Raw genomic sequence first — 13,807 nt, 5'->3', positions numbered from 1 at the left:
GCATCATGCTGGGCTATTTTGTTCGTTCAGTTAAGCGTTACCGTTGCGTTTACAGGGCAATGGTCACTCAGTTTGTAATCTAAAACATCTTGTGAGCTAAACAGCGTTTGATGCGCGTTTTTCGCTTTTATTTGCGGGCTAACAATAATGTGATCAATCAAAGAGCGGAATTGGTGTGTTTTGCTTGGGTTTTTATTTGAGCGAACCTTGCAATCGGCTTGGGTATCTCGCGTTACCAATTGTGCATCGTTACCGAGCGTCATGATCGCCCACAACCAATCACGTTGATACGACAAGTTGTGATTGAAATCGCCCATTACGGCATACTGCTCTTTTTTCTTTTCTCTCTCGCTCATCCATTTCGCAAGTGCTTCTCCTTGTTGACTCAGTGTCTGGCAATCACGACTGTTTTTATACGCTCCGCTGCATCCTGCTTTTAGATGCACAGAGAGCAGGTGAAGCTCGTCCTTTTGGTTTGGGTTAACGACGATGTAGCTGGCAAAGCGCAACTTGCTATTACCACGCGTGATTGAGAAGTCTGCTGGGTCAGACACTTCAATGTCTTTACGCACAGCAAAACCAGTGTACTGATTGGTATCAGAAAACTGAAGGTGCTTATTGTTTGATTGAGCTCGATCAGAGAGATAAATCGCGTAGCCATCGCCTACGGCTTTTTGAACCGCGGCTTTGGAGTCGACCTCCTGAAAGGCGATGATGTCGGCTTGAGTTTTATCCACATATTGGTTGAGTTTGACGAAATCGTCACTGGTTCTCGAAACCTTACCTCCATTTATAGACAGCCATTCTATATTCCAACTGGTTAAGTTGATGGAGTTTTGAGCAAGTGACGTTGAACTAAAAATTAATAAGGCAGTAACAAATAGTGATCGCATATTGGCTTGTTTCACTCCTGGTTTTTAGCGTATTCCTTTCCAACCTTTATTCTATAAGACATCCCAAAAAAGCAAGTAGATTTAGTTCCAATTTTGCAATTTTCACGGTTTTCTTCGCAACTGAGATCAGTACCAATAAGATCGATTTGTTCTTGTCCGCTAGCCGATCTTTATTGATCAAAATCAATGTTTTCAAGTGGTGCTTTTCGTTAAATACGCCACAATATATTGTGTTAGCAGAATAAAAAATAACCCCATATAGTGTGTTTGTGGATAACTCTGTGAGTATGCTGGGGTAAGGAGAAGAAAGTGAAACCAATCGTAATCAAGCGTGACGGCTCAAGAGCTCCGTTCAACAGGGATCGTATCCAAGCAGCAGTTGAAGCGGCAGCGGAAAACAAAGATAAAGATGTCGCCATTTATGCTCTTAATGTCGCTCTTGCTGTCGAGTTACAGCTAAAAGATCACGATGAAGTTCACATCCATGAGATTCAAGACTTAGTCGAGAATGAACTCATGCAAGGTCCTTACAAAGCCCTAGCACGTTCTTACATTGAATATCGCCATGACCGCGACATCGCGCGTGAAAAGCAAAGTGCACTAACTCGTGAAATTGAAGGCTTGATTGAAGAAAGTAACCTTGATTTGATCAACGAAAACGCGAACAAAGACGGTAAAGTTATCCCAACTCAGCGTGACCTTTTAGCGGGTATCGTGGCGAAGCACTACGCGAAAACGCACATCCTGCCTCGTGATGTGGTTCAAGCACACGAAGTGGGTGACATTCACTACCACGATCTGGATTACGCTCCGTTCTTCCCAATGTTTAACTGTATGCTTATCGATCTTAAAGGCATGCTAACGCACGGCTTTAAAATGGGTAATGCTGAGATTGATACTCCTAAATCAATTTCAACAGCAACAGCAGTAACGGCACAGATCATTGCTCAAGTAGCGAGCCACATTTATGGCGGTACAACTATCAACCGTATTGACGAAGTGTTAGAACCTTACGTCATCACGAGCTATGAAAAGCATTTAGAAATCGCGAAAGAGTGGAACATTGCTGAGCCAGAAGAGTTTGCTAAAGCGCGCACAGAGAAAGAGTGTTACGACGCATTCCAATCTCTTGAATACGAAGTAAACACACTACACACGGCGAACGGGCAAACCCCATTCGTAACGTTTGGTTTTGGTCTTGGTACAAGCTGGGCGTCTCGTCTTATTCAGCAATCGATTTTGAAAAACCGTATCGCTGGTCTTGGCAAAAACCGTAAAACCGCCGTATTCCCTAAATTGGTGTTCGGTATTAAAGACGGTCTAAACCACAAGGCAGAAGATCCTAACTACGACATTAAGAAGCTTGCACTTGAGTGTGCTTCAAAACGTATGTACCCAGACATTCTTAACTACGACAAAGTCGTGGAAGTAACGGGTTCATTCAAAACACCTATGGGTTGTCGTAGCTTCCTAGGTACTTACGAAGAGGATGGCGAACTTATCCATGAAGGTCGTAACAACCTTGGTGTAGTTAGCTTGAACTTGCCACGTATCGCACTTCGCGCAAAAGGCAGCGAAGCGAAGTTCTATGAACTGCTTGATGATCGTCTACGTCTTGCTCGTAAAGCACTGGAAACGCGTATTTCTCGTCTAGAGAACGTAAAAGCGCGCGTTGCACCAATTCTATATATGGAAGGTGCATGTGGTGTGCGCTTGAAAGCGGACGATTCGATTGCAGAAATCTTCAAAAACGGCCGTGCGTCAATTTCTCTAGGCTACATTGGCGTGCATGAAACTATCAACGCGTTGTTTGGTACTGAAGTGCACGTTTACGATGATGCCGTATTGCGTGAAAAAGCGGTCGCGATCATCAAACATTTAAAAGATGCGGTGAACCAATGGGCTGACGAAACTGGCTATGGCTTTAGCTTGTACGCAACACCAAGTGAAAACCTATGTAGTCGTTTCTGCCGCATCGACACCAAAGAGTTTGGTTTGATTGAAGGCGTAACAGACAAAGGTTACTACACCAACAGCTTCCACTTGGATGTTGAGAAGAAGGTTAACCCTTACGACAAGATCGACTTCGAGATGCCTTACCCAGAAATCTCAAGCGGTGGCTTCATCTGTTACGGTGAGTTCCCGAACATGCAACGTAACGTAGAAGCGCTAGAAAACGTGTGGGACTACAGTTACACCCGCGTTCCTTACTACGGAACCAACACTCCGATTGATGAGTGTTATGAATGTGGTTACACCGGTGAGTTTGAATGTACAAGCAAAGGCTTTACTTGCCCAAGTTGTGGCAACCACGATTCAACCAAAGTATCGGTGACACGTCGCGTATGTGGCTACTTGGGCAGCCCAGATGCACGTCCGTTTAACTTCGGCAAACAAGAAGAAGTTAAACGTCGAGTGAAACACCTATAAGGTTAATTACCACTCGATTCAACACTTTGAAAATCAACCTGCTTTAGGTTGATTTTCTTTTTCGCGATAACAAAGAGACGCATTATGAACTACCACCAATATTATCCAATTGACGTTGTTAACGGACCGGGTACGCGCTGCACATTGTTTGTGTCGGGCTGTGTACATCAGTGTCGTGGCTGTTACAACCAGTCGACGCAACGCTTGGATTCGGGAGTGTTGTTCACGCAAGAAGCGGAAGACAAGATCATCAATGACTTGAATGACACGCGCATTAAGCGTCGCGGTTTGTCGTTGTCGGGCGGAGATCCGCTTCATCCTGCTAATGTACCTCATATTTTAAAGATCGTGAAAAGGGTGAGAGAAGAGTGTCCCGGTAAAGACATCTGGGTTTGGACAGGCTACACACTGGCTGAACTGGATGACGCGCAAAGAGAAGTGGTGCAATACATCGATGTTTTGATTGATGGTAAGTTTGAACAAGACAAGAAAGATCTCAATCTCGAATGGCGTGGCAGTTCAAACCAAATCATTCATCGCTTTACGGATATTTAATCAGGCATTCTCCAAACATAAAAAGGGCTCACACGTGCATAACGTGTGAGCCCTTTTGGTGTGAGTTCGTCAGTGTATTTTCAGTTACGCTGTCACTGTTTGGTCATCTTCGACCATATTGTTTATCCAACGTTTAGATTGGATACGATAAGTCGTCAGTACGCCTTTCACAAATTCTTCAGCTAGCAAAGACATCAAGACAAAATGCAAAGGCAACCCGAGTACCATACCAGTGTAATAGGTAAGGGGAATACCAATAGCCCACTGACCGAACGTATCAATAAAAATGCTGTAGCGAATATCTGCGCCACTCTTTAGTACGCCGCCAATCCCTACCATGTTAAACACTCTCAAAATCATACCCAGCGCCATGACTAAGCATACGTTAAGTGCCATTTCTGCATCGGTTAATGGGCTTAGTACCAATAGATGATGAATCAAAGGCGAGCTCAACCACACTAGGAAAAACAGTAAGGTGGCTAAGATTGCGCTGGTTAACACATACCACCATGCCGTTTTCTCGACCCGGTCATAATGTTTTGCGCCAATATCATTACCAAGAAGAACGGATGCTGCGACCGCAAATCCCATAAAGGTTGAAATCAGTACACCTTCAATTGGTGATAAGAATGAGATGATCGCAAGTTCTGAAACGCCCAATTGACCATAGATGATGCTGTAAACGATCAGTCCACCAGTCCAGAGCGCATCGTGGACCAGCATGGGTAGAGAAACCTTAAAGTATTTTTGACGATACTGCTTTAAACGGCCTTGCGCCCAATCGAACTTGGTCGGAATAAGGTATGCGTAGCGTTTACAGAAAAAGTAAATCAACACTGCCGTTTGGAAAAATCGAGAAACAAAGCTGCCAACGGCTGCACCAAATACGCCCCATTGAGGGAAGCCGAATAAACCGAAAATCAAAACATAATTAAGCACGACGTTCACGACAATCGCGGAGATACTAACGTTGGTTGCCAGTTTGGTTTGGCCTACGGAGCGCAATACCGCTTCAATAGGTACCACTATCGCCGTTGCAATGAGACTAAAGCCCGTAACCACAAGATAATCACGTGCATAAGTGACGTATTCGGGATCGTCTGACATGAAAGAGACGATCTCTTTATCAAAAATCGCATAAAGAACAATAAACGGCAGCGTCACTAAAATGGAAATAAACCAAGATTGCGCCAACGTTCTGCGGATTCCTGCGAGATTCCCTGAACCGTAATATTGAGAAGCCAGCACTGTTACTGCACCGCAAAGACCGAAAATGACTGCAAGGTTAAAGAAAAAAATGCGATTTCCGACTCCAACGGCTGCAGTGGCGGATTCGCCGAGTTGGCTCACCATGAAAATATCCACGACGCCGAGTAACGCAAAAAGCATGGATTGAAGTGAAACAGGAAGGCCAATCGCAATCAGCTTTTGCCAAAATGCTTTATCGATGTATTCGCGTGTTAAGAGCATCGCATTTCTCCTTAAAGATTAATGCGAGTAGTTTATCCCTATGATTTGGCGGTGTATTTTTCAAAGGCATCCAAAACCTTTGTAAAACTCTCCACTAGTGTATATGTGAGCCAATAAATCATGGAAGATAAACAAGAACGCTACGCGATTTCAGAAAAAACCTATCAAGAGTTTATTGATCACAGTCGAGTACTGGCATTGGAGGAGAGAGGCATTGTGCAGTGCGGAATTGCAACCTGTCGTGACTTCTTCTCTGTTTATCGTAAAAACCAAAAAAAACACATGCTGCTTTACACCGTGCGCGGTAAAGGTTGGTTAGAAAGTGGGGCGTGTCGATATGATTTGGAGCCTGGCTCGTTGATCACGGTGCCTGCAGGTGTTGAAAACGGTTTTGGTATGGAAGAGGAACCCTGGCAGATCGCATGGCTTTTTCTTGCTCCTGATAGAGCATGGCCAATGATAGAGAGTAATATTAGTTACCAGCTCACATCTGCACCTGAGGTGATGTATGCGTGTATCCAAACGTTGTTACGCAGTATTAATCTTCCTATTGATTATGGTGGTGCGGTTGGTGCACATAGCGTGGCTCAGTTAGAGCTGATGTTAAACATGCCGCCCTCAGAGTCGATATCACGCAGCCAATTGAGGCTTCGGCGCGTATTCGATCTTGTCCAGCGTCAGCTGCATAAGGATTGGAGTGTCGAGCAAGTGGCAGCTTTATATCCATGTTCGGAGCCACATTTGCACCGTCTGACTCAAAAGCAGTTTGGTCGAAGCCCGATGGCACATTTAACACGTATGCGCATGGAATACGCTGCTAGGCTACTTCGTTCAACAGAATGGCCGATTCAACATATTGGAGAGATAGTCGGATATCCAACTAGTGCCAACTTTAGTACACGTTTTAAAGCGTGGTCGAGCATGACGCCAAGAGAATTTAGGAAAAACGGAAGAGTGGATTGGTATATTGAGGAGTGAATCGTTCTTTTTATAACCGATAGAGCGCACAAAACTTATCGTAACCCAGAATTTTGTTCTCTAATTGATGAAATAAGTGAAAAATCATTTCGCCATTTTTTGCGATGGTGTTAACGTGAGGTTCGGTACTTGAATTTCAAAGGGTTATGACTTTCATGTTTTCTAATCTCCCAACTCCCGTATTAGATCCTATTTTATCTCTATCCGTTGCATACCGTAACGATGACCGTCCAAACAAGGTTGACCTTGGTATTGGCGTCTATAAGAACAGCGCAGGCGAAACGCCGATCATGAAAGCCATTCAAATGGCGCAGGATGTCGTTGTTGAAACTCAAAAAACCAAATCTTATGTTGGTCTTGCGGGTTGCGAAGAATTTAATAAAAGCATGATCGATTTGCTACTGACGGGAACGTCAGCAATAGATCGTGTTGCTGCCATTCAAACGCCAGGTGCAAGTGGTGCGCTGCGTATGTTAGGTGACCTGATGAAGGTCGCACAGCCAGATACGACGGTTTGGATTTCAAACCCTAGCTACGTAAACCATAAACCAGTGATGGAAGCGGCAGGTCTTAAAGTTAAGTTCTACCATTACTTTTCTCCAGAAACGAAACAAGTAGACACAGCAAAAATGATGGATGATCTTGCGAAAGCAGGGCCTTCTGATGTTGTATTGCTGCATGGTTGTTGTCACAACCCAACAGGCGCAGATATCGATTTTTCTGCTTGGCAAGCCATTACGGAATTGTCACAGAAGAACGGTTTCACACCATTTGTTGATATTGCCTACCAAGGCTTTGGTAATGGCCTAGAGGAAGACGCAAAAGGGCTTCGCTTCATGGCAGATAACGTTGAAGAGATGTTAATTACGACATCATGTTCGAAGAACTTTGGCCTATATCGCGAGCGCACAGGTGCGGCGATTGTCGTTGGTAAGAACATGCAAGACGTGGCCAACGCAAAAGGCAAGTTACTTACGTTAGCGCGTTCTACTTACACGATGCCACCCGATCATGGAGCGGCTTTGGTTAAGACGATTCTTCAAGATGACAACCTGACTTCCGTTTGGAAGCAAGAGTTGAGTGAAATGCAACATCGTTTGGTTAGTCTTCGTCAAAGTTTGTGTAACGAATTGAGAAACAACCATAATACCGATCAATTTGACTTCATTGAGGGTCACAAAGGCATGTTTACTGTGCTAGGCTTTAGTGAAAACCAAATGGCGCAACTGCGTGAAGATTATGGCATTTATGGTGTTGGCGATGGTCGAATTAACATCGCTGGACTTACCGAAACTCATATTCCATACGTAGCGGACGCAATTAAGAAAGTATCTCAAGCTTAATTGGAGTGTGGATGAAAAACTGGAAACTGATTCTGCCGCTTATGATGAGCGGCAGTTTAATTGCTTGTACGTCAACTCAAACGACGCCGGAACCTGCTGAGCCTGAGTCGCCGAAGGTCGAAGAACCTGTCAAAGTAGAGCCAGAAGTGAAACCAGAGGTTGATCCAACGCCTGAGGTTGAGCCTAAGCCTGAAGTAAAACCTGAGAAAAAGCCCGAGCCAAAACCGACAAAACCAGCCAAAGTGACAAAGACACCAGACGGCATGTTGATTCTTGGTTCTGAAGAGTGGGTTTACGTTCCTGAAATTGATCAAACCTTCAAAGCTAGGGTCGATACAGGGGCGACAACATCATCAATTAGCGCGACAGACATTGTTCCGTTTGAGCGTGATGGTAAAGATTGGGTTCAGTTTAAGATCGACTTGGGCGATAAAGAAACTAAAGAGTTTAAAGTACCTGTAGAGCGCTGGGCTAAAATCAAGCAGTCATCGTCAGAAGAGGTGGATAAACGAGCGGTAGTAAAAGCGTATATTACCGTCGGTGACCACAAAGAAAAGACAGAGTTTACGTTAGCTGAGCGTGGGCATATGAAGTTTCCAATTTTACTTGGTCGAAGCTTTTTTAGAGATATCGCCGTTGTGGATGTATCGAAAAAGTATGTCCAAGATAAACCTAAAAAATCCGGCAAAAATTAAAGCCTTGTTACTAGTTCCTGCTAACAATCGGTACTTAACAAAAATGGCCTCCGAAACCGGAGGCCATTTTTATTGAATCACACACTTATTAATGCAACTGCTTAGTTACTTAATTAAAATGCAAAACGAGCAGACATCACAATTTGTTGGCCATAGACACCATTATTTTTGAAATCCGCGCCAAGTGATAGTTGCTGAGTAGAGTGGAATCTTGCGCCAAAATTATAAACGGTATTGGAATCGTCGTTATCCATTATTTGACCGATACGGGCATGTAGCTCAACATTTTGCATGAACCAAATACGAGTACCAATATTCACCTCAGTGCGCCACTCGTCACCCACTTTATCACTGCCGTTTTCTTTAATGTTGTGTACTAACATTTGGCCATAAATATCTGCAAATTGGCCTGCTGGACCGTTAAAGCCAATACCACCAGCAATGTCCCAGTCTCCGCTGAATTCACTGTCTGCGCGAGCAATGAAGTGGGTGTTTTCCGTAAAGTAGGTATTGAACTCGCCACCAAATGTACCAGGGCTAGTGCCCATGCGAAATTCCATCGTGTTGTAGTTGAAATTATTTGCATGTGCGGAAAGTGGCAAAACAGCGCACAAACCAAAGGCTGCAACCTTTAGAGCTTTACCTAGCATGGTGTCTCCGGGCAAGATGATTAAAATGAACAAAAAAATGGTCTGCAAAAAGCAGACCAAGATTGATAAAGCTATCATTTTAAGTGCTTGCCGTCACCATTTAGCTGTAATGGTCACCACATCATGCTGATATCCAAAGCAATTGGGGTTGCTTTACATGATCACCAGTTGCTCGACTTCAATTTCTGGCTTATTTCCGCCTTCAAATTCGCCAAACAGACGGACTTTAGTCGTGTGATCAATCGGAGAGTTTAGTCGGATATCGTCATCCAGTTCGACCATGACTTCACCGGAACCATCGCTAAAGACAAACTTATCCGCGCGAACTTGACGTAATAAGTTACCTTCAACGACTACATCTTTTTCAGTAAACATATTGGAGTCGTTTAGCAAGGCGTCCAATTTTTCCACAGTGACAGGACCATTAAACTGCAAGTTTGATTGGTTTTGAGCGTGATCTTTCGCGAACGCGATAGAAGGAGCAATAACTAAGGCGGCGATTGTTGCGATAATTGTATTCTTTTTCATGTTACATCCTCATCGGTTTGTTTTGATGGGTTCATTAAAACAGAGCTTGTTTGAACCAATGATGATTTCAACATTCATATTCTATTCATTTGCTTGAGTAAGTGGGGACGATGACGTTATGATTGTTCATCTTCCTCTATTCCTTACAAATGTTCATGAAATCAGCGATCCCATCTTTAATGGTTCAAGGCACCACTTCGGATGCCGGAAAAAGTGTCCTTGTGGCAGGTTTATGCCGTGTATTAGCGAGAAAAGGGATAAACGTTGCCCCATTTAAGCCACAAAACATGGCACTAAATAGTGCGGTAACCAGAGATGGCGGTGAAATAGGTCGAGCTCAGGCAGTTCAGGCACAGGCGTGTAATATTGAGCCAACCGTACATATGAATCCGGTTTTGATTAAACCTAACAGTGATACAGGTGCTCAGATCATTTTGCAGGGCAAGGCGCTTTCAAATATGGATGCGGCTGGCTTTCATGATTACAAGAAAGTTGCGATGGATACGGTGTTAGATTCCTTCTCCCGTCTGACTCAAGAATTTGATTCGATCATGATCGAGGGCGCAGGGAGTCCTGCTGAAATCAATTTAAGAGAAGGCGATATTGCGAACATGGGTTTTGCGGAGGCCGCTGATGTTCCGGTGATCATTGTTGCTGATATTGATCGTGGTGGTGTGTTTGCACATTTGTACGGAACACTCGTGTTACTTTCTGAATCTGAACAAGCGCGAGTAAAAGGATTTGTTATCAACCGTTTTCGAGGTGATATTCGTTTATTGCAATCGGGCCTCGACTGGCTAGAAGAAAAAACAGGCAAACCTGTACTCGGCGTGCTTCCTTTTCTTCATGGTTTGAATTTAGAAGCAGAAGATGCGATCACCGCGCAGCAAGAGTTGTACTCTGAGGTAAAACTGAATGTCGTTGTGCCTGTTTTAACCCGGATTAGTAATCATACTGATTTTGATGTGTTGCGATTGAATCCCGACATCAATCTACGTTATGTAGGCAAAGGCGAGAAAATAGATAAAGCCGACCTTGTTATTTTGCCTGGGACCAAATCAGTTAGAGACGACTTAGAGTATCTAAGAAGCCAAGGGTGGGATAAAGATATCTTACGTCATATTCGTCTTGGTGGAAAAGTGATTGGTATCTGCGGTGGCTACCAGATGCTTGGAAGCTTGATTGATGATCCAAATGGCGTCGAAGGCCAGCCGGGTCAAAGCGAAGGGCTTGGCTTACTAGACATCACCACGACGCTAACTAACAGCAAACAGCTTACAAATACGCAAGCACAGCTTTCTCTTAATGGCAAAACAGCCAATGTAAAGGGTTATGAAATCCACGTAGGACAAAGTGAAGTGCAGGGCGTTCAACCTCTTATATTGAGTTCCGGTGAAGCAGAGGGGGCTATCAGCAAGTGTGGCCAAATCATGGGAACCTACCTTCACGGGTTCTTTGATGAGGCAGATGTCTTAAGCCTGGTGTCAGAATGGGTAAACGGCACTCAAATCAAACAACAAGACTTTGAAGAGTTAAAGGAGCAAGGAATTAATCGTATTGCAGATGCGATAGAACAACATATGAACCTTGATTTTTTGTTTAAATAGCACATTAACTGATTGAACTTTCTACCCAAATAACCAGTTCTTTCGCTTGCCTTGTATTGGAGTTTCTCTATGAAAGCATGGAAAACGCATGCTTGCCTCGCGGCAATATTAAGCATTTCATTTTCAGCTAACGCAGCTACGAACCTCAAAGTGTATGCGGCGTCTTCGATGACGAATGCGATCGACGAAATCGCACAAAACTTTGAAGAAAAGTATGACGTTTCTATCACTCCCGTTTATGGTGGTTCTTCTTCTATCGCTCGACAAATTATCAACGGCGCACCAGCGGATATATTCATTTCTGCGAATACTAAATGGATGGATTATTTGGTCGATAAAGACGTTATTTCTCGTGACAATGTCACAAGCTTGGTGCGCAATAGCTTAGTGTTGATTGCTCCTCAGTCTTCAGAATTAACCTCATTTAACTTCTCTGATGCAACAGCATGGGAGAAGGCATTGTATGGAAATCGCCTTGCGTTAGGCAATCCGACGTCAGTGCCTGCTGGTATGTACGCGAAAGAATCACTGACTACACTGGGTGTATGGAAAGAGATTCAAACTCAAATCGCACCAGCAAAGAATGTGCGCCTAGCTTTGGCGTTGGTTGAACGTGGAGAAGCACCTTTAGGCGTGGTCTACAAAACCGATGCGCAGTTAACCGACAAAGTCAAAATTGTCGGTGAATTTGCGAGTGATACGCATGCGGCTATTGTTTATCCGGCTGCAGTTGTGAATGATTCTACTGAGTCCGAGCAGTTCTTCCAGTACCTAAAATCGGACGAAGCCGCACGCGTTTTTGCTCAATATGGCTTTCAGCAATAAACCGGCTTTCAATAATAGGAACGAAGCGTGACAGAACTGGAATACCAAGCCTTAATGTTAAGCCTCAAAGTGGGCGCGTACGCAGTACTTTGGCTCATTCCTCTCGGCGTTTTTCTTGCTTGGCTACTTTCTCGAAAAACGTTCTTCGGTAAATCGATTCTCGATAGCTTAATTCATTTACCACTGGTATTGCCGCCAGTGGTTATCGGCTATTTGTTGTTGATTTCTCTTGGGCGGCAAGGGTTTCTTGGAAAGTGGCTCTATGAACATGTAGGGCTAGTCTTTAGCTTTAATTGGAAAGGAGCAGTAGTCGCTTGTATTGTGGTGGCCTTGCCTTTGATGGTTCGGTCTGTGCGGTTAAGTTTAGAGAACGTTGACCCTAAACTGGAACATGCCGCGTCAACGTTAGGCGCTTCTCCTTTAAAAGCTTTTCTCACCATTACGTTACCACTGACCATTCCCGGAATTATTACTGGGACGATGCTGTCCTTTGCTCGTAGTCTTGGTGAATTCGGGGCGACGATCAGTTTCGTCTCTAACATTCCGGGAGAAACCCAAACGATTCCACTGGCAATGTACAACTTTATTGAAACGCCAGGCGCGGAAATGCAGGCGGCTCGCCTATGTATCATTTCTATCGCGCTAGCTTTGTCTACATTAATGATCTCTGAATGGCTAAATCGCAAAGCGGCAAGTCGGTTGGGTGCAAAGTAATGACGATTAAAGTTCAATTTAAACAAATGCTTGGTGATACTGATTTCGATATCAAACTTGAGTTACCTTGTAACGGAATTAGCGCTTTGTTTGGGCGATCTGGTGCGGGAAAAACCACGTTAATTAATATTATCAGCGGATTAGTGGCACCAAAACAGGGACATGTTGCGATTGGTGATCACGTTTTGTTTGATAGTGAAAAGGGGATCAACTTACCAACACACAAGCGCGGTATTGGTTACGTGTTTCAGGATTCACGTTTATTTCCTCACTATTCGGTTCAAGGCAATTTGTTGTATGGCGTTAAAGAAAAAGATGACGAGTACTTTGATGCAGTCACCGAACTCTTGTCTATCAAACCGTTACTAAAGCGCTTCCCGATCTCACTGTCTGGTGGTGAAAAGCAACGTGTTGCGATTGCGCGCGCATTACTATCAAAACCCAACTTGCTTTTGATGGATGAACCACTTGCGTCGCTTGATATGCCGAGAAAACGTGAGGTGATGCCATTTCTGGAGGAATTGTCGGATAAGGTTAATATTCCGATTATCTATGTCACGCATAGCCTGCAGGAGATCTTAAGACTCGCTCAACACCTCGCTATTATCGATCAAGGTAAAATTACGAGTTCAGGTAAGCTTGAAGAAGTGTGGGCTTCTCATGCGATGCGTCCATGGCAGTCTTTCTCGGATCAAAGCAGCTTATTTGAAGGCCGAATTGCTGAACATCATGAGCGTTATGCGCTGACTTGTGTCAGCCTTGCACCTAATGCATCACTATGGGTGCAAAAGATTGATGGTGAGCCAGAGACGCCAATTCGCTTACAAGTGCGTGCCAACGACGTTTCTATTACGCTAGAGCAACCTAAGGCGACTTCTATTCGAAATATCCTGCCTGCGACGGTCGATTCAATCGAGGTGTTTAACGCGGCTGATGATAAACAGAGTATTAATGTATCGCTAAAGCTAGATGAGGGATGTTATTTGTGGGCAACGATAACACCTTGGGCGCTTGATGATCTCGACTTAAAGGCAGGTGATAGTGTATTCGCACAAATTAAAGGTGTCAGTGTCACGCAAAAAGACGTGGCATTAGCGCCGCATTAATCGTTTAAAGCTA

Annotated in this window: 13 protein-coding genes; 9 read left to right on the top strand and 4 right to left on the bottom strand. The window is 44.1% G+C overall.

What is annotated here, in order from left to right:
* Positions 1 to 26: 26 nt before the first annotated feature.
* Positions 27 to 893, bottom strand: coding sequence for an endonuclease/exonuclease/phosphatase family protein (locus FKN08_RS07860; RefSeq protein WP_021821699.1), 867 nt, complete (start codon positions 891 to 893; stop codon positions 27 to 29).
* Positions 894 to 1,202: 309 nt separating this feature from the next.
* Between FKN08_RS07860 and nrdD the strand changes: the two genes are divergently transcribed.
* On the top strand, positions 1,203 to 3,323 hold the full coding sequence (nrdD, locus tag FKN08_RS07855) for an anaerobic ribonucleoside-triphosphate reductase (protein WP_170891724.1): 2,121 nt from the start codon (positions 1,203 to 1,205) through the stop codon (positions 3,321 to 3,323).
* 84 nt (positions 3,324 to 3,407) lie between these two features.
* Positions 3,408 to 3,878, top strand: coding sequence for an anaerobic ribonucleoside-triphosphate reductase-activating protein (nrdG, locus tag FKN08_RS07850; RefSeq protein WP_005394529.1), 471 nt, complete (start codon positions 3,408 to 3,410; stop codon positions 3,876 to 3,878).
* A gap of 84 nt (positions 3,879 to 3,962) precedes the next feature.
* Here the strand turns inward: nrdG and FKN08_RS07845 are convergent, their stop codons facing one another.
* A complete protein-coding gene (locus FKN08_RS07845; RefSeq protein WP_085343790.1) occupies positions 3,963 to 5,348 on the bottom strand; it encodes an MATE family efflux transporter in 1,386 nt (461 codons plus the stop codon).
* Positions 5,349 to 5,468: 120 nt separating this feature from the next.
* Here FKN08_RS07845 and FKN08_RS07840 point away from each other — a divergent pair, with 120 nt between their 5' ends.
* The 3 genes from FKN08_RS07840 to FKN08_RS07830 all read left to right on the top strand — a co-directional run bounded on the left by FKN08_RS07840 (position 5,469) and on the right by FKN08_RS07830 (position 8,364).
* The gene (locus FKN08_RS07840) at positions 5,469 to 6,326 is read left to right on the top strand and encodes an AraC family transcriptional regulator (RefSeq protein ID WP_134645680.1); all 858 of its coding nucleotides are present in this window, start codon (positions 5,469 to 5,471) and stop codon (positions 6,324 to 6,326) included.
* Between the two features lie 155 nt (positions 6,327 to 6,481).
* Complete coding sequence (locus FKN08_RS07835; RefSeq protein WP_170891723.1) at positions 6,482 to 7,669, top strand: amino acid aminotransferase; 1,188 nt, start codon at positions 6,482 to 6,484, stop codon at positions 7,667 to 7,669.
* Between the two features lie 11 nt (positions 7,670 to 7,680).
* On the top strand, positions 7,681 to 8,364 hold the full coding sequence (locus FKN08_RS07830; protein ID WP_005394517.1) for an ATP-dependent zinc protease: 684 nt from the start codon (positions 7,681 to 7,683) through the stop codon (positions 8,362 to 8,364).
* A 113-nt stretch (positions 8,365 to 8,477) separates the two neighbouring features.
* On the opposite strand, the gene FKN08_RS07825 is transcribed toward FKN08_RS07830, so the two are convergent.
* Complete coding sequence (locus FKN08_RS07825; RefSeq protein ID WP_005394515.1) at positions 8,478 to 9,014, bottom strand: hypothetical protein; 537 nt, start codon at positions 9,012 to 9,014, stop codon at positions 8,478 to 8,480.
* A gap of 153 nt (positions 9,015 to 9,167) precedes the next feature.
* On the bottom strand, positions 9,168 to 9,542 hold the full coding sequence (locus FKN08_RS07820; protein ID WP_012842261.1) for a NirD/YgiW/YdeI family stress tolerance protein: 375 nt from the start codon (positions 9,540 to 9,542) through the stop codon (positions 9,168 to 9,170).
* 155 nt (positions 9,543 to 9,697) lie between these two features.
* Between FKN08_RS07820 and FKN08_RS07815 the strand changes: the two genes are divergently transcribed.
* From FKN08_RS07815 to modC, 4 genes are all read left to right on the top strand, one after another.
* A complete protein-coding gene (locus tag FKN08_RS07815; protein WP_170891722.1) occupies positions 9,698 to 11,149 on the top strand; it encodes a cobyric acid synthase in 1,452 nt (483 codons plus the stop codon).
* 69 nt (positions 11,150 to 11,218) lie between these two features.
* Positions 11,219 to 11,974: a molybdate ABC transporter substrate-binding protein gene (gene modA / locus FKN08_RS07810; protein WP_047009192.1), complete on the top strand. Its 756-nt coding sequence runs from the start codon at positions 11,219 to 11,221 to the stop codon at positions 11,972 to 11,974.
* A 27-nt stretch (positions 11,975 to 12,001) separates the two neighbouring features.
* Positions 12,002 to 12,688 (top strand): molybdate ABC transporter permease subunit, encoded by a 687-nt coding sequence (modB, locus tag FKN08_RS07805; RefSeq protein ID WP_170891720.1) that lies wholly within the window; start codon positions 12,002 to 12,004, stop codon positions 12,686 to 12,688.
* Positions 12,688 to 13,794, top strand: a complete 1,107-nt coding sequence (gene modC / locus FKN08_RS07800; RefSeq protein ID WP_104970716.1) for a molybdenum ABC transporter ATP-binding protein ModC — start codon at positions 12,688 to 12,690, stop codon at positions 13,792 to 13,794. The genes modB and modC overlap by 1 nt, the downstream gene beginning before the upstream one ends.
* Positions 13,795 to 13,807 lie beyond the last annotated feature (13 nt).

The sequence above is a fragment of the Vibrio sp. 1-2 (7-a) genome, from assembly GCF_013048515.1.
GTDB classification, from domain to species: domain Bacteria; phylum Pseudomonadota; class Gammaproteobacteria; order Enterobacterales; family Vibrionaceae; genus Vibrio; species Vibrio diabolicus.
The sequence above is the reverse complement of the archived record's forward strand: the minus strand, read 5'-3'. Positions and strand labels throughout refer to the sequence as shown.